We start from the raw sequence: 18,206 nt of genomic DNA, 5'->3' as shown, positions 1-18,206 counted from the left end.
CCAGCCGTCGGGTCGGCCCAGCCCTGATCCCACCGGCCGGTCCGCTCGATGACCGGTTCATCATGGGCGCCTCCGGGCGGTCCGGAGGGCGACGTGGGCAGATACCCCCAATTTGTGGGATGGGTCGACTGACGGCTCGCGAAAGCCCCGAAAGTACGGGCGATTCCTGCCCAATATCGGTCATGCCGTCGTCATGTGACCGTTGACACGATCTGGGCTCGCCCTCAGGACCGAGGGCACATGCGAGTGCGGGGACGGTGAGGCAGATGCGTTCAACCACCACCAGTCGGCGTCAACCGGTCCCCAGCCGACGATGGCGTCGCATCGCCCGGGCGGTCGTCCCCATCCTTACCGCCTTCGTGGTCGTCCCCGCACTCGCGCCACTCAGCCCGCTGGTCCCGCCCGCCCAGGCGGCACCGGGAGTGGTCTCCTTCGTCGACGCGGCGAGCACCGCCGGCAACCGGACGGCTCACGTCGTGCGGATCCCGAGCACGGTCCAGCCCGGTGACCTGCTGCTCCTCGAGCTCACCACCAACACGACCGAGACGATCCCGGACCTGACCGGCTGGAGCCCGCTCGCCAGCCGCGACGGCAACGCGATCCGGGCCCGGCTGTGGTCGCGGACCGCGGTCGCCGGCGACGCCAACACCAATGTGACGGTCACGACCACCACCGCGGCCAAGTCCGTCATGTCGGTCGGCGCCTACCGCAGCACCGGCGTCACGCCGGCGGTCACGGCCCTCGCCGGCGGCTCCGACACGTCGAGCACCAGCGTGGACGCGCCGGCGATCGCGGTCGCCGACGCCGGCTCCTGGCTGGTCGGGGTGTGGACCGAGAAGTCCTCGACCGACAGCACCTGGACGGTCCCGGCCGGCACCACCAGCCGCGGCACCGCCGCCACCACCGGCAGCGGCAAGGTCAGCGGCGTGTGGGGCGACTCCAACGGCCCGGTCGCCACCGGCACCGCGCCCGTCCGGACCGCCACGCTCAGCTCCGCGGCCTCGCGGTCGGCCACCTTCTCCGTGGTGATCAGCCCCGGCCAGCTCGGCGACACCGCGCCCCAGGCCTCGTTCACGGCCGGCTGCAGCGGGCTCACCTGCTCCTTCGACGGGTCCGGCTCGAGCGACGCCGACGGCGACCCGCTGACCTACGCCTGGGCCTTCGGCGACGGGCAGAGCGGCACCGGCCGCACGCCCAGCCACACCTACGCCTCCGCCGGCCCGCGGACGGTGACCCTCACCGTCAGCGACGGGAGCCACCAGGCGACGACCACCCGCCAGGTCAGCCCGGACGTGAGCGTGACCGCCGGCCAGATCCAGTACGTCGGCTCGGCCAGCACCGCCGGCAACGCACCCGGCCGCTCGGTCACCATCCCGAGCACGGTCGAGCCCGGTGACCGGCTGCTGCTCTTCTTCGTCGCCAACACCACGACCGTGCCCGTCGACGACCCGGCCGGCTGGACGCTGATCCAGACCCGGGACGGCAACGGCATCCGCGGCCGCGCCTGGACGCGCAGCGCCACCGCGGCCGACGCGGGCCGCGACGTCACGGTGTCGTCCGGCACCACCTACCTGAAGTCCGCACTGACCGTCGCTGCCTATCGCAGCACCGGACCGGCTGTGGTCGGGGCGTCCGCGCTGGGGGGTGTGGACGCCCCGGCCACCAGCCACACCGCTCCCGCGGTCAGCGCCGCCCACGCCAACTCGTGGCTGGTCAACGTCTGGAGCGAGAAGTCCTCGACCGACACCGTGTGGTCGCTGCCGGCCGGCGAGCAGACGCGGACCCAGGCCGCGGCGTCCGGGACCGGCAAGGTGAGCGCGATCCTCGGCGACTCCGACGGCGCCGTGGCCGTCGGTCCCGTGCCCGGCCGGACCGCCACCACCAGCACGTCCGTCTCGCGCGACATGCTGCTCTCCGTCGTCATCGACCCCGGCGTCGACGCGACCGGCACCAACGAGCCTCCGGTCGCCGACTTCTCGACCGGATGCGCCGGCATGACCTGCGAGTTCGACGCCGCGCACTCCTACGACCTCGACAAGGACGCGCTGAGCTACAGCTGGCAGTTCGGCGACGGCCAGACCGGGTCCGGGGTCAACCCGTCCCACACCTATGCGACCACCGGCACCCGCACGGTCACCCTGACGGTGAACGACGGGCACGGGCACACCGACCAGACGACCGGCACCGCGACGGCGGTGCCGCTCGACCCGGCACCGGGGCACACCCGGCTGGTGCCGGACACCCCGCGCACCGACCAGCCGACCATCACCGACGGTGAGATCTGGGACATCGAGGTCGTCGGCAACCGGGTGTACATCGCCGGCACCTTCACCTCGATCCGGCAGCCCAACAACGGCGCGATCGTCAACCAGGCCGGGCTGGCGGCCTACAACTGGAGCACGGGACAGGTCGACACCAGCTTCCGGCCGACCTTCACCAACGGCGGCGTGGACGCGGTCGAGGCGACGCCCGACGGCACCAAGCTCTACATCTCCGGCACCTTCGGCACCGTAAACGGCCAGACCAGGAAGGCGATCGCCCGGATCGATCCCGCCACCGGTGCGCCGATCGCCGGCTTCGTCGCCAACGCCAACGGCAAGGTCAACGAGCTCGCCGTCACCAACACCACGGTGTACGCCGGCGGCCGCTTCAGCACGATCAACAACGTGCCGCGCGGGGCTCTCGCCGCGCTCGACGGGGTCACCGGCGCGGTCCGCGGCGACTTCGTCAACAACATCACCGGCGGCATCGGCACCAACGGCGACCTCGCCGTGCAGCGACTGAAGCTGAGCCGCGACGAGGGCCGGCTGCTGGTGGTCCACACCGGTCGCCAGGTCAACGGCCAGGACCGGTACGGCGTCGCGATCATCAACACCCGCACAAACCGGCTGACACCGTGGAAGACCACGCTGTGGCAGGACAACCTGCAGTTCGTGGGCGGCATCCAGCGCGCCTACGGCGGCGACATCTCGCCCGACGGGTCCTACTTCATCGTGACCAGCGGCTCGGGCGGCGACCGCCCGCCGATCAACGACACCGTGATCAGGTTCGACCTGAACGACGACCCGAACGCCCAGCCGGTCTGGATCACCCGGCAGTTCGACTCGACGTACTCGGTCGCGATCACCGAGGCCGGCATCTACGTCGGCGGCCACTTCCAGTGGTCGGAGTCGGCGACCGCGCCGCTGCCGTGGCCCGGTCTCGACGACGTCGGCTACGGCACCGGACAGGGGCTCTCGGCGTACGCCCTGGGCGACGCGGTGGTCAAGCGCGCCCACCTCGGCGCGCTCGACCCGGTCGACGGGCACGCCCTGGAGTGGTTCGTGTCGTCCAACTCCAACGAGGGCGACAAGCACCTCGAGGCGACCCCGCGCGGGCTGTTCGTGGGCGGCGACGGCAACACCAAGGGCGGCTACAACGTCGGCCGGATCGCCTTCCTCGACTTCAACAGCGTGCCGGCGCAGAACGGCACCCAGACCACGATCACCGCGCCCATCGAGGGTCGGATCGAGCCGGTGAACACGCCGTACGAGATCACCGGCACGGCGACCGCGGCCTCCGGCATCAACCGGGTCGAGGTCGAGATCCAGGACCGCAACTCCAACCGCTACCTCAACGACGACCTCACCACCTGGGGCACCACGACGCTCAACACCTTCAACGCGACCCTGGACCCGGGCACCGGTCCGAACCGCACCTGGCGGCTGCCGGTCACGATGACCAACAACCGCGAGCTGCTGGTCCGGGCCCGCGCGGTCGCGAGCAACGGCACGGGCGACAACACCAAGGCGTCGAAGAAGTACGAGACCTTCGGGACCGCGGACGCGCCGCCGACGACGAGCATCACCGGTCCGCCGAGCCCCCAGGCCCAGACGACCTTCACCATCACCGGCAGCGCGGCCGACGACATCGGCGTCAACGGGATCAGCCTGACCCTGCGCGACACGCAGAACCGCTACCTGCAGGACGACGGCACGGTGTCCTTCACCTACAACTCCTTCCAGATCACCCCCGACGTGGTCGGCGCGACCTCGACCACCTGGTCCTACGAGGTCACCGTGCCCTTCGAGGACGAGTGGTGGGCGCAGGCCCGCTCCTCCGACACCGGTGGCCAGTCGTCGCTCGACACGGCCGACCGGCGCTGGATCGTGACGACCACCGGACAGGCGCCGACGGTCTCGATCAGCCAGCCGGTGTCGATGGTGCCTCCGACGACGGTCCAGCCGGTCGCGGTGACTCCCGGCAGCCCGATCACGTTCGCGGGCTCGGCCAACGACGACCAGTCCCTGCACCAGGTGTGGGTGACGCTGCGCAACAACTCGACGGGTGAACGGCTGGCGGCCGACGGCTCGTGGGGCACCAATGTGATCGCCGGCTCCTACCGGATCTCGCCGGTCAACATCAACCAGGGCAGCTACAACTGGAGCTACACGACGCCGTTCAATCTCAGCCCCGGCAGCTACACGTTCACCGTCAGCGCCGACGACAACATCGGGCTGTCGACGTCGTCGGCCAACCAGGGCCGGCTGACGCTCAACGCGACCATCCCGGGCGACAGCCCGCCCAACGCGACGATCACGCCGACCGGGACGATCACCGGCCAGCAGGTCCTGCTGCTGAACCTCTCGGGTGCGGCCACCGACGACAAGGGCGTCGCCCGCGTCGCCGTGTCGCTCCGCGACGCCGACACCAGCCGCTACCTCCAGCCGGACGGCACCCTGTCGGCCTCGCTCGCCTACCTCGACGCCACCCTGGCCAGTCCCGGGGCGACGAGCACCACCTGGTCGCTGAACCGGGCGCTGCCGACCCAGGGCGACTGGAATGTCACGGCCTACGCCTGGGACAGCGCGGGGCAGCAGGACCCGTCGACCACCGGAGCGACCTCGCGCTACCCGATCTATCCGGGCGACCAGCCGCCGGTCCTGACCGACGCGCTGCTGAGCCCGACCGAGGGCGCCGCGTTCCCGGACGGGAAGATCTTCGTGAGCGGCCGAGCCGAGGACGACCAGGCGATGCAGCAGGTACAGGTCGGGATCGTGAACTCCGCCGGGCAGTACCTGAGCTCGACGGGCACCTTCACCAGCACCACCCCGAGCTGGCGCACGGCCTTCCTCAACAGTCCCGGCACCCCCGGCTCGAACTTCTCCTACACCACACCGGTGATCCCGGCCGGGGCCTACACCGTGCAGGTGCGGGCGATCGACCAGCACAACTTCGTCAGCGCGGTCTCCGAGCGGCACGCGACGGTCACCCACCCGCCGAACAACCCGCCGGTGGCGAGCTTCACGGTCAGCTGCACGAACAACGTCTGCACCTACGACGCCCGTGGCTCCACCGACGAGAACGCCGCGACGCTGACCTACTCGTGGAACTTCGGCAACGGCACCGGCACCGGGCCGCTACCGACCCGCACCTACGCCACACCCGGGACCTTCACGGTCACGCTGACGGCGCGGGACGAGTGGGGTGACACCGGCACCGCGACGCAGACCGTCACGATCACGACGCCGCCCGGAAACCGGGCACCGGTCGCCGTGCTGAACCCGCCGGCGTGCTCGACACTGGTCTGCAACTTCTCGGCCGTCGGCTCGAGCGACCCCGACCCGGGCGACACGATCACCTACCGCTGGGTCTGGGGGGACGGCACACCGAACGCCACCACGAGCTCGGTGTCCCACACCTTCGCCGCGGCGGGCACCTACCCCGTCCAGCTGACCGTCACCGATGGCTGGGGAGTGGCCACCACGACCACCCGCCAGGTCACCGTGACCGGTCCGTGAAGGATGGTGAGGGCCTGCCGACAATACGAGCGGAACGAGCCAAAATTGGGTACGTTGCGGCCAACCTCGACCGGGAGCCGGACAGCCGCGCATAATCGCATCCATGACGCGTCCGCACCCGGGCCGTCAGTCCCGGCACCCTCATCCGGTGCTCTCTCGGGCGGTCACTCGACGGTCACTCACCTCACCCCGAGCTGCTGACCGCGCGCCCCTGTGGTGGGCCCTGCTCCTCGCGTGCCTCATGCTCCACCCGTACGGCGTCCTGCTGCTGGAGGACCCGTCCCGGCAGTCCGTGGCCGCGGCCGGCCACCTGTGCATGGTGCTGTCCGACCTGGTGCTGCTCGCCAGCGCCCTGGTGCTCTCCTTCGACGTCAGCATCGGGCACAGCCTGGTCCGCGCCCGGATGGCGACCGCGGCCACCCTGGTCGCCGTCCAGGACCTGCCCCTGGTGATGATGTCGCTCGGCGACGCGGCGCACGGCGGGCACAGCTACCGCCTCACCGCCGGTCACCTGGTGACGGTGCTGGTGCTGCTCGCCGTGCTCTCCGTCGGTCTCCGCGACCAGCACCCGCCGCGGGTCAACCCGATGCTCGGCGGGCTGCTGCTCGGACTCGGCGTCCTGGGTGTCCGGCTCGGGCTGATCCTCACCGATCCCTCACCCTTCCTGTCGGTCGACCGCTGGCCGGACCTGCTGGTGCTCGCCGCGATCACCGCCGTCACCGTGCTGGTCACCGTGAGCCTGCTCAGCTCGCCGCTGCCCCGCTGGGCGGCGGTGCGACTGGCGTGCGGCGTCTTCGTGCTCTTCGCGGCCCGGGTGGCGGCGACGCTGACCGAGGCGACCTCGCCGCCCCCGGGCGTGATCGCGGGCATCGTGCTGTGCGACGCGCTCTTCGCGACCACGGTCATCGGGCTGCTGCTCTCCTCGCTGCGCGAGCACAGCTCGCTCGAGGCCAGCCTGGTCCTGCGGGCGGCCGAGGCCGAGGCGACCGTGCAGCACGACCGCGAGGTGGCCCACGAGATGCGGGCCGCGACGGCGGGGATCGTGGCCGGCGTCCACCTGCTCACCAGCGACCAGGTCCCGCCCGGTCCGCGGCGCCTGGCCCTCAAGCACATGGTCGACGCGGAGGCCGCCCGCCTCGGTCGCACCTGCATCGACGACGGTCCCGACCAGGTGACCGAGATCGCGGTCGACGACGTCGTCGAACCGCTCGTCATCGCCCAGGAGGCACTCGGCCACCGCGTGCACTGGCATCCGGACGGGCACCGCGTGCTCGCCCGTCACGACGCTCTCGCGGAGGTTCTCAACGTGCTGCTCACCAACGCCCATCGCCACGCCCACGGCCGAGCCACCACCGTCGTCTCCCAGGTGACCGGCGAGTGCGTCGAGATCCGGGTCTCCGACCAGGGACCGGGCGTCGAGCCGGAGCTGGAGGACCGGCTCTTCCAGTGGGGCGCCCGCGGCGTGGCCTCCACCGGTCAGGGCATCGGCCTGCAGCGGGCGCACCGGCTGATGCTCGAGCTCGGCGGCTCGCTCCACCACGAGCGGTCCGCCGCCTCCCGCGGGGGCGGCGCCACCTTCGTGGTGACCCTCCCCGCCGCACGGACGGCGGCCGGTCCCGTGCCGAGGCCGCACGTGTCCGCGGCCGCCCCACCGGCGCACGTCGTACCGACGACGGCCGTGGCGGGGTGACGACGATGTCGACCGGACGCCCCCGCCCGATGCGGATCACGATCATCGACGACCACGCGCTGTTCGCCGAGTCGGTCTCCCTCACCTTGGAGTCCGAGGGCTATGTCGTACGCCGGATCGACCTCACCGACGCGCACGCCACCCTCGCCACGGTGCTCGCGACCGCCCTGCGCAGCGCGCCCCGGGTGATCCTGCTCGACCTCGACCTGGGGCGCGTGGGCGACGGGATGCGGCTGATCACCCCGCTCGCGGCGGCCGGCATCGCGGTCGTGGTGGTCACCGGCAGCGGGGAGAGCGCCCGCCGTGGCGAATGCCTGCGCCGGGGCGCCAAGGCGGTCCTGGTCAAGACCTGCCCGCTGCACGAGGTGGTGGCCACCGTCCGCCGCGCCCGCGACGGGCTGCCGCTCATGAACGCCGAGGAGCGCGGCTCCCTGATCGAGCTGGCGCTCCACGATCGCGACGAGGTCCGCGACATCCGGACCCGGCTGGACCGGCTCACCCGGCGCGAGATGGAGGTGCTCGGCGCGCTCATGCGCGGCGCCCCGGTCCGCGAGATCGCCCGTACCAGCGTGGTCTCCGAGGCCACCGTCCGGACCCAGGTGAAGTCGATCCTGGCCAAGCTGGAGATGAGCTCCCAGCTCGCCGCCGTCGGCGCGGCGTACAAGGTCGGGTGGCATCCGCCCTCGTAGCGCTCCCTCGGACGTGGGGACCATCTGTCTCCCAACGGATCGCGAGACGGTTCTGCGGTGAAGGAGAGCCAGGCACGGAGGCCCGGGAAAGGTCCTCCGGAGCCCTGGCGATTCGAACAGATGTTCGATACAATGAGCCATGATCTCGGACCTCTCGGAAGCCACACCGGAGCAGCTGCTCCAGGCGGCCGAGGACGGCGTCCGGATGGCCCGCCAGGTCGAGGTCGACAAGCTCGAGCTGTTGCTCGCCTGGGCCGACCTGCATTCCGGTGACCCGCAGGCCGAGCCCGACGCGGTGCCTGCCAGGTTCGGCGGGCCGCGGCTCATCGCGCTCGGCGGTGACGGCACGCCACAGGTCCAGGACCTCGCGCTGGTCGAGATCGCGATCGCGCGCCACGAGGCCGTGATGACCACCCGCCGGGCGCTGGCCGACGCCCTCGACCTGCGCCACCGCCTCCCCCAGGTCTGGGCCGGCGTCGGTGAAGGCCGGTGCGAGGTGTGGGTGGTGCGCAAGGTCGCCCGGATGGCGCGTCGCCTCGACCGGCACCAGATCCGCATCGTCGACACCGCGGTCGCTGCTGCGTTGGACGCAGCACCCGCGCGGGTCCTGGCGATCGCCGAGGCCAAGGTCATCGAGGCCGACACCGCCGCCCACACCGAACGGATCAAGGCCAACCAGGACAAGAAGGGCGTCTGGTTCTCCCGACCCCGCTCCGGTGACCAGGTCGACGACCCCGACGCCAACACCGACGGCAACACCGACAGCCAGGCCGGGATCGGGACCGTGTTCGCCCGCCTCGACGAGGCCGACGCCCTCGAGTGCGCCCGCACGGTCGAGGACCTCGCCACCGCACTGGCCGCGCACGCCACCCCACCTCTCGACGGGCAGGACCCGTTGCCGATGGACCACTGGCGCGCCGAGGCCTTCGCGATGCTCGCCGACCCCGCCGCCGTGCTCGCGTTCTACCGCTCGATCGAGGCTCCTGACGAACACGAAGCCGACGCCACGACTGGGGGCGCGGCGGAGATCGTCGTCCACGTCGCCCAGCAGGCCGACGGCACCCTCGGCCCCCTCGCCCGCGTCGACGACCTCGGCCCCCGACTCCTCGACCAGGTCCGCGACCTGTTGCGCCGCCAGACCGCCGTCACCCTCACCCCGGTCATCGACCTCCACACCGGCCGCTCGGTCAACGGCTACGAGCACCCCACCGACGTCAAGCACCGCACCGAGCTCAGGACGCTCGGCGACGTCTTCCCCCACGCCACCGGCCTCTTCACCAGACACGGCCGGACACCGGACCACGACCACACCACGCCCTACGACAACAACGGACCACCCGGCCAGACCGGCGACCACAACGACACCCCACTCACTCGACACCACCACCGAGCCAAGACCCACCTCGGCTACACCGTCCTACAGCTCGGACCCGACCGCTGGGTCTGGGGCACACCCCACGGCCTCTACCGCCTCGTCACCGGCGGCGGCACCCGACCCATCACCCGAGCCGAGTACCACCTCCACGCCCAGCAGGCGATCGTTCTGGCCGACGGCTGCGCCGCCTGAGCAAGGCCCAGACATGCCGTATTTGGGGCATGTCAGGCCCACGGAGGCTCCCTAGGGTCGGGGGATCGCCGTCAGCCGCCAAGCTCCGGGAGTCGTCATGCGGGTGCTTCTCGTCTCCTCCTCGGGGGGCCATCTCGCCCAGCTGATGTGCCTGCGTCCCTGGTGGGAGAAGCACGACCGGCACTGGGTCACCTTCGACACCGCGGACGCCGTCGCCAAGCTCGAGGGCGAGAGCGTGACCTGGGCGCACCACCCGACGACCCGCAACCTGGTCAACCTGGCCCGGAACTCGGTGCAGGCCCACCACGTGCTCGACGAGTTCGGCCCGGACGTCGTGGTCTCGACGGGGGCGGCCGTGGCGGTGCCGTACTTCTGGCTGCGGCACCGACGGCGGACCTCGTCGATCTACCTCGAGGTGTACGACCGGATCGAGACCCGCACCCTCACCGGCAAGCTGTGCCGGCCGGCCAGCGACCTCTTCCTCGTGCAGTGGCCCGAGCAGCAGCACCTGTACCGGTCCTCGGTCCTGGTGGGCGAGCTGTGGTGACGCCCGCGCGGCCGCCGCTCGTGGCGGTGTTCCTCGGCACGGACCACCACCGGTTCGACCGGCTGCTGGGCTGGGTGGGCCGGCTGGTCGAGCAGCGCCGGTTCGTCTTCCACGTGCAGCACGGCGCCACCCCGCTGCCGGCGGGCCTGACGGGCGAGCGGCTGATGGGACCGGCCGCGATGGCCGACCTGCTGGACCGGGCGGACGCGGTGATCACGCACGGCGGACCGGGCTCGATCATGGACGCCCGCGAGCACGGGCACCTCCCGATCGTGGTGCCCCGCGACCCGCACCAGGGCGAGCACGTCGACGACCACCAGCAGCGCTTCGCCCGCTTCGTCTCGCGAACCGGCCTGGTCGTGACGGCGTACGACGAGGCGGAGCTCGCGAACCGGCTGGCGCTCGCCGTGCTCACCGGTCGTCGCCACCCGACCGAGCACCGGGTGTCGCCCACGCTGGCCCGGTTCGAGGCCCTGGTCGAGGATCTGGTGCACCGATGACCGTCCTGTCGGCCCGCACCACCGTCACACCCGCCGAGCACGGGGGCTCCCGGGCCACGGCGCCGCTGCACCGGGCCGGGCGGATGCGCGCCGCCGCCGACGCCCTGGCCGCGCTGGTCGTGGTGCTGGTGGCGAGCCTGGTACCCGACGCGATCGCGCGCGTGGGGCCGGCCCTGCTCTTCGTCCCGATGTGGGTGGCCGCGGTCTGCGCGACCGGCGACTACCAGCTGCCGGGCCATCTCGGCGCCCGCTGCCGGCGACTCGCCGTGGCGGCGCTGGTGCTGCCCACGGGTGCGCTGCTGGTGGCCGACCTGGTCGGCTATCCGCTCTCGGCCGGCACGGTCGCCGCGGTGTGCGCGCTCAGCGCGCTGCTCGGTGGCGCGGCCCGCGGCACGATGGCCGTCCTCGCCCGCAGCGGCGTCCGGCTCAGCGGCGTGACCCACCGCGTGGTCGTCGCCGGCACCGTCGTGACCCTGCCCGCGCTGGTGGAGCGGCTCGGGAAGTCCCCCGCCCAGCGCTTCGAGGTGGTCGGTGCGTGCGACCTCGCGTCCTGCGTCGCCAGGGCCGCGGACGACAGCGCCGACGCGGTGATCCTCGCGCCGGACCCGACCGTCTCGGCCGCCGACCTGCAGCGCCTGTGCTGGTGCCTGGAGGACGCCGGCGTCGCGATCTTCGTCTGGACCGGGCTGCTGACCTCGCCGGCCGGCCGGACCCGACTCGACCTCGGCGACCAGCTCCCGCTGCTCCACCTCGGCGCACCCCGCCGGCTGGGCCCGTCCCACGCGGTCAAGCACCTCCTCGACCGCGTGCTCGCCACCCTGGCACTGCTCCTGCTCGCCCCCCTGCTGCTGGCGCTGGCGCTGGCGATCCGCCTGGACTCGCCCGGCCCGGCCTTCTTCCGGCAGACCCGGATCGGCCGCGCCGACGCGCCGTTCACCATCTGGAAGCTGCGCACCATGCGCTGCGACGCCGACCTCGCCGAGCCCGACCTGGTCGCGCTCGACGAGGGCAGCGGGCCGCTGTTCAAGATCCACCGCGACCCCCGGATCACCCGCGTGGGGCGGTGGCTGCGACGTACCTCTCTCGACGAGCTGCCCCAGCTGATCAACGTCGCGCTCGGCCAGATGTCCCTGGTCGGCCCGCGCCCGGCGCTGCCGTCGGAGGTCGCGGCCTACCTGCCCGACGTACGCCACCGGCTGGTGGTGCGGCCCGGGATGACCGGGCTGTGGCAGGTGTCGGGTCGCTCGGACCTGTCCTGGGACGACACCGTCCGCCTCGACCAGCAGTACGTCGACAACTGGTCGCTGCTGCTCGACGCCAAGATCCTGCTCCGCACCGCCGGCGCCGTCCTCAGCGGCCGCGGGGCCTACTGAAGGGGACACTCGATGGGAACCGTGACCACCCGCAGCACCACGGCGCTGATGGCTGTCGGGGCGGTCCTCGCCGCCCTGCTGACCGGCGCCCTCTCGCCGCCGGCCCACGGCGCCGACACCGGCAACGCCGCACCCCAGAACGGCCGGATCGTCGACTCCGACCCGGTCGGGTTCACCCCGCACGTGATGGACGGCGCGGTCTACGCGATGACCCGCGTCGGCGACCAGGTCATCGTCGGCGGCACCTTCACCCGGGTCCGCAACGCCGGCAGCTCCGTCGACATCCCGCGCACCAACCTGTTCGCCTTCAACGCCTTCACCGGCCAGGTCAGCACCACCTTCGCCCCCAACCCCAACGACCGGGTGTACGCGCTCCAGCCCGCCTCCGACGGGACCTCGGTCTACATCGGCGGCGCCTTCACCAGCGCGACCTCCGGCGGCGTGAGCGTCGCGGTCAGCCGGCTCTACAAGGCCGACGTGACCACCGGCGCCCGGGTCGCCGCCTTCCAGCCGGGCACCGTCAACGGCCAGGTCCGCGACCTTTCCGTCACCGGAAACCGGCTGTGGGTCGCCGGCAAGTTCACCCACCTGCAGGGCCGGCCCAGCCTCGCCCTCGGGACCCTCGACGCGACGACGGGAGCCCGGGATCCCTACTACACGGGGGTGATCGCCGGCGTCCACCGCGGCACCACCACCAACGTGCAGAAGATCGCGACCGACCCGGCCAACGGCCGGCTGGTGCTCATCGGCAACTTCGACACGGTCAACGGCGCGCACCGCCACCAGTTCGCGGTGCTCGACATCTCCGGGCCCGCGATGGCGCTGGCGAACTACTACACGACCCAGTACGAGTCGCCGTGCAGCGCGTCCTTCGAGACCTACATGACCGACGTCGAGTTCTCCCCCGACGGCAGCTTCTTCGTGGTCTCGACGACGGGCGCGTTCGGCGGCAGCGCCAGCGTCGCCGGCACCAGCGGCTGCGACGTCGTCGCCCGCTACGAGTCCGCCGCGGCCGGCACGAGCGTGCGGCCGACCTGGGTGGCCTACACCGGCGGCGACACCACCTGGGACACCGAGGTGACGGCCGACGTGGTCTACGTCGGCGGCCACATGCGCTGGCAGAACAACCCCACCCGCGGGGACGCCGCCGGGCAGGGCGCGGTGTCCCGGCCCGGCATCGGCGCCCTCGACGTGGCCAACGGTCTCCCGTACTCTTGGAACCCGACCCGCACCCTCGGCGTCGGGGTCAAGGACATGGTCGCCACGCCCGAGGGTCTCTTCGTCGGCTCCGACACCGACGTGTTCGCCAACGAGACCCACCGCAAGGTCGCCTTCGTGCCGCTCTCCTCGGGAGCGACCCTCCCCACCCGCCAGGTGACATCGCTGCCCGCCACGGTCTACCGGGTGGCCAGCGGCGGCTCCCAGCTGGTCGACGTCGGCTTCGACGGGACCACGGCCACCGCGCCCGTCGACGCCCCCAACGGCACCGGCTGGGGTACGACGGTCGGCGCGTTCATGGTCAACGGGACCCTCTACACGGCCTACGCCAACGGCACCCTGACCCGGCGTGCCTTCGACGGCACGAGCTATGGCGCACCGACGACGGTCAACGCCGCCGACCAGCTCGTCTTCCAGTCCGACTGGCACAACGGCGACGTCCCGCTCCTCACCAGCCTGTTCTACGACCGCGGCTGGATCTACTTCACCAAGGCCGGCTCGGCCCAGCTGTTCCGCCGCGGCTTCGAGGTCGAGTCCGGGGTGGTTGGCCAGCAGCTGTACTCGTACCCGTCGGTCGCCGGCGTCAGCTACAGCGGGGTCCGCGGCGCCTTCGTCGCCGACGGCCGGCTGTGGTTCGCCGGTGCCAACGGCTCGCTGACCCGGGCGGACTGGACGCCCACCGGCGCGCTCGCCGGCACCGCCGCTCCCATCGCCCCGGCCGGCTCCGGCTGGGCATCGCGGGCGCTCTTCCCGTACCAGGGCCAGCCGTAGGGGGAGGTATGCGCCTCGGCCGGCGGGGTACCCACGGTGGGTACCGTCCGGCAGCGGCGGTGTCTCATGAGCGCCGCTCCCGGCGCCCGGCAGCAGGAGTCGGCCATGGCCCACGACATCAAGAGATCGCGCGAGGAGGACCGGGCGGCGGTGCACCAGTTCATCCGGCTGGTCGGCCGCGCCCCGAGCGACGAGGAGCTCGCCGCGTTCCTCCGCGGCGACACCGGCCCCACGCCCCGCACGTCGCCGCGTCGGCTCCGGCTCCGGCACCTGGGCGCCCGACTGATCGTCCGCCTGTGAACGCGCAGGCGAACGCCGCGCCGAGCACCTTCGACCAGGCGCGGAGCATCGTGGAGCAGCTCGAGTCGGCGGTGGTCCACGTCGAGGACCTGACCGCACCCGGCCCGGAGAAGGCGGGCGCAGTCCGCTTCACCGAGCCACCCGACTGATCCGGCGGCCGGTGACCCGGTGGCCGGCCGGATCAGTCCTCGCCCAGCACCGCCCGGCGCAGGACGAGGACCGGGTCGCTCCCGTCGCGCCGGCCTCGGGGACCCTCGCCCTCCGGGGCCAGGAGCCGGCCGGCGTCGCTGCGGGTCCACTCCCGGACGGCGAACCGCTCCCGGATCCGCCAGCCGGCCGGCGTACGGACGAAGTGGTCGACGTACCGGAAGCCGGTCGTGAAGTTGAGCCGCGCCTCGCTGGCCGGCGTGCCCCAGTGCACGGCCGTGCCATAGGTCTCCGCGACCGCCTGGTCGCCCACGACCTCCGCCAGATGGTTGCCGACGATGTGCATCGTGCCGTCGAGCCGCGGCAGCACCTCGCGCAGCCACGCGACGTAGTCGTCGGCCGGCCCGGTGAAGCCGGTGTGGTGGTCGACCCCGTCGTCGGCGTACACCGCCCGGATGCCGGCGTAGTCGAGCCGGTCGACCGCCCGGCAGTAGCGGAGCACGGTGTCGTGGATCTCGCGGCGGTCGGTGTCGGTCACCGGGGCAGTAAAGCAAACGCCGCAGTCACCACATCAGGCGGTGATCAGCCGGAGCCCCTCGTACTCGGCGAAGTCGCCGAAGTGACCGACGTTGAGGGTCGCGAGGGGTACGTCGTGGACGAGACAGCATGCCGCGATCCATGCGTCGTTCGCCGGCCGCGGCCGGCCCCGCTTCTCCGCATAGGCCATGATCTCGCCCCACTTGCGCGCGACGTCACGACCGCCGGTGATGATCGGGCCGGCGACCCACCGGTCGATCTCCGCCCTGCGGCGCGGTCCTGATCAGACCCGAGATGACGTCGGTGTCGAGGACCACGACAGGCATTCGTCAGGCGATGTCCTTCTCGCGCTCATCGCGAACCCAGGCGACGAACTCCGCCTGCTCGGCGTCGCTCGCGAAGAAGTCGGGAATGGCGTACTCGTCGCCCCCGGAGTAGGGCTTGACCCCCTTGACGAGATCGGCGAGGTCTTCCTTGTCGCTGATCCATTCAGGAGGCAGGTCGGACTGCGGAGACGTCGTCATGTGTCCCTCCCGGCCGGTCGGTCGTGGTGCCAGTGTGCCACGGCGCGCGGGTCGGGGCGGAGATCAGGACGTACGGCCGGCAATGCGGAACGGCCCGCTCCCAGCGCTGGCGCTGGTCACGGGCCGTTCCTTGTGCCGTGGCAGGTGAAGGATTCGAACCTTCGAAGGCAAAGCCGACGGATTTACAGTCCGCTCCCATTGGCCGCTCGGGCAACCTGCCTCGGTGTCGTCCGACCGCTTTTGGCGACCGGACCACTACGCGGAACAATAGCGCAGCAGGACTGACCCCTCCGAATCAGCAGGTGACACCCATGGCCGACTCCTCGTTCGACATCGTCTCCAAGATCGACCGCCAGGAGGTCGACAACGCGCTCGGGCAGACGGCGCGCGAGATCTCGACCCGCTTCGACTTCAAGGGCACCGGCGCCACGATCGAGTGGAAGGGCGAGCACGCGATCGAGATCAGCGCGTCCGCCGACGACCGGGCCAGCGCCGTGCTCAGCGTCTTCCAGGACAAGCTGATCAAGCGCAACCAGTCGCTCAAGATCCTCGACGCCTCCGAGCCGCGCCAGTCCGGCCAGGTGTCCAAGATCGGGATCACCCTCAAGGAGGGGATCAGCTCCGAGGACGCCAAGAAGGTCTGCAAGCTGATCCGCGACGAGGGCCCCAAGGGCGTCAAGGCCCAGATCCAGGGCGACGAGCTGCGCGTGTCGTCCAAGAAGCGCGACGACCTGCAGGCCGTCCAGGCGCTGGTCAAGGCGCAGGACTACGACTTCGCGGTGCAGTTCACCAACTACCGCTGACGCCGCAGGTCAGGCACGTCGTCGGGCCGCTGAGTCCGCACAGAGTCCGCACGAGCCCAGAGCGAGGCCGCTGCGGCCCGCGTGCGGTCCTCTGACTTGGGCCACAGGTGCGAATACGTGTTGAGCGTGATCGTGGGCGACGAGTGCCCGAGCGCGTGCTGGACCGTGACGACGTCGCAGCCGGCGGCGATCAGGCCCGACGCATAGAAGTGGCGCAGGTCATGCAGCGTGAAGGCGTCCATGCCGAGCGGCTGCCGAGTCTGCCGCCACAAGTGGCCAGCCGAGTTCCGGTTGAGCAGCGTCCCGACGCCGAACAGCCAGCCCTCGTCACCCCAGGTGCCGATATCGCGGACATGCTTCGACAGCAGCTCGACCAGCTTGTCGTCGATGTAGATCGTGCGAGCCGATCCTGCCTTGGGCGGCACGACCTTGGCGGTCGCTGCCGCCTGCCCCTGGACCTGGCGGCGCACGCGGATCTCGCGACGCAGGAAGTCGACATCGCCGACCTGGAGCCCGGCCGCCTCGCCGAGCCGGAGACCGGCGTAGGCGCACACGGCAATGAAGCCGACGAACGCCGGGTCGGGGCAGGTCTCACGCGCGGTCGCGACCTGCTCGGCTGTCGGGATCATCATGGTGACCTCGGCCTTGGCGACCTTGGGGAGCGCGACGCCGTCCGAGGGCGCCTCCCGGATCACCTTGTCGCGGACGGCGGCCCGGAACGTCATGTGGACGAAGTTGAAGCGCATCTTCGTGGTGCTCGCGGCGAGCGGCTTCCTTGCACCGTCAGCGCTGCCGGAGCTCATCTCCTTGACCCACGCCTCAACGTGCGAGCGGAGGATCTTGCGCATCGGGAGAGCACCGAACGTCACCGATGCCGCCGCCTGCTGTGCGGCCTCGAGCGTGCCGTCTGCCCAGACTTGGCGACCAGACCAGTCGGCGAACCATTGGTCGAAAGTGATCTTGCCGTGCCGCGGGTCGATCCAGTCGCCCCGGACCAGGCCGGCGGTCTCGTCGTCGAGCCACCGCTGGGCGTCTAGCTTGCGGTCGAAGTGGCGGGCGTGCTCCTTGCCGGCGTCATCGCGGTACCGGGCGCGCCACTTGCCGTTCGGCCGCTTCGCGACGCTAGCCATCACGTTCCGCTGAAGACTCAGCCTCGCGCCCAGGATGAATCGTGAAAGGCTGCTCTTCTAGTGTCCGAACCGCATCACGCAGTCCGTCCCATGCCTTCATGACCACATCGAATGCCGCAAGCGCATCTGTGATCCGCGTCGCGAGGACGGATCCGCCGGCAACCGCCTCATCGAGGCTGGCCCCCTGAGAGTGCGCCCGCTCATACAGAGCGCGGGCAGCTCTAGAGGGGTCGTCGAACTCGGCCTCGAAGTCCGCCAGCGCCCCGCTAAGCCCACTGATCTCGCTATAGAGGACGTCAAGGAACAGGTCCAGATCTTCATCTGACCCCTCCTCCGCGACCATCGCGTGGACCGTCGTCCCCAGTTCCCTCGCAATGAACGGTGCCTCTCCAAGCCGGACCGGCCGATCGCCAGCTTCAATCCGCGCGATCGTCGGTTGATGCCCCAGCTTCAGAAGCGGGTACTCCGACAACTCTCTGGCGAGATCGGTCTGAGTCATCCCCTTCGCCTCTCGCAACTCCCTCATGCGCGTGCGAAATCGGAAGTCCCACTCATTCTCATCAGCTTCCGTCCGGCTCACGCAGAGCAGGCTAACCCAGTTGCTGACGACCGTCTACGTCTCGGTATATG

Annotated in this window: 16 protein-coding genes and 1 tRNA gene; 11 read left to right on the top strand and 6 right to left on the bottom strand. The window is 71.4% G+C overall.

The window, feature by feature from the left end:
* The first annotated feature begins 359 nt into the window (after window positions 1-359).
* The 10 genes from JOD66_RS16590 to JOD66_RS16545 all read left to right on the top strand — a co-directional run bounded on the left by JOD66_RS16590 (window position 360) and on the right by JOD66_RS16545 (window position 14,584).
* Complete coding sequence (locus JOD66_RS16590; protein WP_204837957.1) at window positions 360-5,780, top strand: PKD domain-containing protein; 5,421 nt, start codon at window positions 360-362, stop codon at window positions 5,778-5,780.
* A 241-nt stretch (window positions 5,781-6,021) separates the two neighbouring features.
* Window positions 6,022-7,470 (top strand): sensor histidine kinase, encoded by a 1,449-nt coding sequence (locus tag JOD66_RS16585; RefSeq protein ID WP_204837956.1) that lies wholly within the window; start codon window positions 6,022-6,024, stop codon window positions 7,468-7,470.
* A 5-nt stretch (window positions 7,471-7,475) separates the two neighbouring features.
* Window positions 7,476-8,159 carry a response regulator transcription factor gene (locus JOD66_RS16580; RefSeq protein ID WP_239545266.1) on the top strand — a complete coding sequence of 228 codons (684 nt, stop codon included), beginning with the start codon at window positions 7,476-7,478 and terminating at the stop codon, window positions 8,157-8,159.
* 139 nt (window positions 8,160-8,298) lie between these two features.
* Window positions 8,299-9,726 (top strand): hypothetical protein, encoded by a 1,428-nt coding sequence (locus JOD66_RS16575; RefSeq protein ID WP_204837955.1) that lies wholly within the window; start codon window positions 8,299-8,301, stop codon window positions 9,724-9,726.
* Between the two features lie 97 nt (window positions 9,727-9,823).
* The gene (locus JOD66_RS16570; protein WP_204837954.1) at window positions 9,824-10,273 is read left to right on the top strand and encodes a UDP-N-acetylglucosamine--LPS N-acetylglucosamine transferase; all 450 of its coding nucleotides are present in this window, start codon (window positions 9,824-9,826) and stop codon (window positions 10,271-10,273) included.
* Complete coding sequence (locus JOD66_RS29540; protein ID WP_204837953.1) at window positions 10,270-10,773, top strand: glycosyltransferase; 504 nt, start codon at window positions 10,270-10,272, stop codon at window positions 10,771-10,773. The genes JOD66_RS16570 and JOD66_RS29540 overlap by 4 nt, the downstream gene beginning before the upstream one ends.
* Window positions 10,770-12,146 carry an exopolysaccharide biosynthesis polyprenyl glycosylphosphotransferase gene (locus JOD66_RS16560; protein WP_204837952.1) on the top strand — a complete coding sequence of 459 codons (1,377 nt, stop codon included), beginning with the start codon at window positions 10,770-10,772 and terminating at the stop codon, window positions 12,144-12,146. Before JOD66_RS29540 ends, JOD66_RS16560 begins: the two co-directional genes overlap by 4 nt.
* Window positions 12,147-12,158: 12 nt before the next feature.
* Complete coding sequence (locus JOD66_RS16555; protein ID WP_204837951.1) at window positions 12,159-14,135, top strand: eIF2A family protein; 1,977 nt, start codon at window positions 12,159-12,161, stop codon at window positions 14,133-14,135.
* Window positions 14,136-14,201: 66 nt separating this feature from the next.
* Window positions 14,202-14,435, top strand: coding sequence for a hypothetical protein (locus tag JOD66_RS16550; protein WP_204837950.1), 234 nt, complete (start codon window positions 14,202-14,204; stop codon window positions 14,433-14,435).
* Entirely contained in the window at window positions 14,432-14,584 is a 153-nt protein-coding gene (locus tag JOD66_RS16545; RefSeq protein WP_204837949.1) for a hypothetical protein, read from the top strand. Before JOD66_RS16550 ends, JOD66_RS16545 begins: the two co-directional genes overlap by 4 nt.
* Before the next feature lie 32 nt (window positions 14,585-14,616).
* Here JOD66_RS16545 and JOD66_RS16540 read toward each other — a convergent pair whose 3' ends face one another.
* From JOD66_RS16540 to JOD66_RS16525, 4 genes are all read right to left on the bottom strand, one after another.
* A complete protein-coding gene (locus tag JOD66_RS16540; protein ID WP_204837948.1) occupies window positions 14,617-15,120 on the bottom strand; it encodes a nuclear transport factor 2 family protein in 504 nt (167 codons plus the stop codon).
* Window positions 15,121-15,153: 33 nt separating this feature from the next.
* Window positions 15,154-15,309 (bottom strand): PIN domain-containing protein, encoded by a 156-nt coding sequence (locus JOD66_RS16535; protein ID WP_204837947.1) that lies wholly within the window; start codon window positions 15,307-15,309, stop codon window positions 15,154-15,156.
* 139 nt (window positions 15,310-15,448) lie between these two features.
* The gene (locus tag JOD66_RS16530) at window positions 15,449-15,643 is read right to left on the bottom strand and encodes a hypothetical protein (protein ID WP_204837946.1); all 195 of its coding nucleotides are present in this window, start codon (window positions 15,641-15,643) and stop codon (window positions 15,449-15,451) included.
* A 138-nt stretch (window positions 15,644-15,781) separates the two neighbouring features.
* A tRNA-Tyr gene (locus tag JOD66_RS16525) sits at window positions 15,782-15,863 on the bottom strand.
* A 91-nt stretch (window positions 15,864-15,954) separates the two neighbouring features.
* Between JOD66_RS16525 and JOD66_RS16520 the strand changes: the two genes are divergently transcribed.
* Entirely contained in the window at window positions 15,955-16,446 is a 492-nt protein-coding gene (locus JOD66_RS16520; RefSeq protein ID WP_204837945.1) for a YajQ family cyclic di-GMP-binding protein, read from the top strand.
* Here JOD66_RS16520 and JOD66_RS16515 read toward each other — a convergent pair.
* Together JOD66_RS16515 and JOD66_RS16510 are read right to left on the bottom strand one after the other, a co-directional pair.
* Window positions 16,437-17,576: a tyrosine-type recombinase/integrase gene (locus tag JOD66_RS16515; protein ID WP_204837944.1), complete on the bottom strand. Its 1,140-nt coding sequence runs from the start codon at window positions 17,574-17,576 to the stop codon at window positions 16,437-16,439. The two genes, JOD66_RS16520 and JOD66_RS16515, sit on opposite strands and share 10 nt — an antisense overlap.
* Window positions 17,569-18,156 (bottom strand): helix-turn-helix transcriptional regulator, encoded by a 588-nt coding sequence (locus tag JOD66_RS16510; RefSeq protein WP_204837943.1) that lies wholly within the window; start codon window positions 18,154-18,156, stop codon window positions 17,569-17,571. The genes JOD66_RS16515 and JOD66_RS16510 overlap by 8 nt, the downstream gene beginning before the upstream one ends.
* Window positions 18,157-18,206 lie beyond the last annotated feature (50 nt).

The sequence above is a fragment of the Nocardioides nitrophenolicus genome, from assembly GCF_016907515.1.
GTDB lineage: Bacteria > Actinomycetota > Actinomycetes > Propionibacteriales > Nocardioidaceae > Nocardioides > Nocardioides nitrophenolicus.
Note: the sequence above shows the minus strand (reverse complement) of the source record. Positions and strands in the feature narration are given on the sequence as shown.

What these genes read in the sequence shown, in the direction of transcription:
- JOD66_RS16585 (WP_204837956.1), top strand. Translation starts at nt 6,022, where the DNA reads ATGCTCCACCCGTACGGCGTCCTGCTGCTGGAGGACCCGTCCCGGCAG.
- JOD66_RS16580 (WP_239545266.1), top strand. Translation starts at nt 7,476, where the DNA reads ATGTCGACCGGACGCCCCCGCCCGATGCGGATCACGATCATCGACGAC.
- JOD66_RS16575 (WP_204837955.1), top strand. Translation starts at nt 8,299, where the DNA reads ATGATCTCGGACCTCTCGGAAGCCACACCGGAGCAGCTGCTCCAGGCG.
- JOD66_RS16570 (WP_204837954.1), top strand. Translation starts at nt 9,824, where the DNA reads ATGCGGGTGCTTCTCGTCTCCTCCTCGGGGGGCCATCTCGCCCAGCTG.
- JOD66_RS16560 (WP_204837952.1), top strand. Translation starts at nt 10,770, where the DNA reads ATGACCGTCCTGTCGGCCCGCACCACCGTCACACCCGCCGAGCACGGG.
- JOD66_RS16555 (WP_204837951.1), top strand. Translation starts at nt 12,159, where the DNA reads ATGGGAACCGTGACCACCCGCAGCACCACGGCGCTGATGGCTGTCGGG.
- JOD66_RS16550 (WP_204837950.1), top strand. Translation starts at nt 14,202, where the DNA reads ATGAGCGCCGCTCCCGGCGCCCGGCAGCAGGAGTCGGCCATGGCCCAC.
- JOD66_RS16535 (WP_204837947.1), bottom strand. Translation starts at nt 15,309, where the DNA reads ATGGCCTATGCGGAGAAGCGGGGCCGGCCGCGGCCGGCGAACGACGCA.
- JOD66_RS16530 (WP_204837946.1), bottom strand. Translation starts at nt 15,643, where the DNA reads ATGACGACGTCTCCGCAGTCCGACCTGCCTCCTGAATGGATCAGCGAC.
- JOD66_RS16520 (WP_204837945.1), top strand. Translation starts at nt 15,955, where the DNA reads ATGGCCGACTCCTCGTTCGACATCGTCTCCAAGATCGACCGCCAGGAG.
- JOD66_RS16515 (WP_204837944.1), bottom strand. Translation starts at nt 17,576, where the DNA reads ATGGCTAGCGTCGCGAAGCGGCCGAACGGCAAGTGGCGCGCCCGGTAC.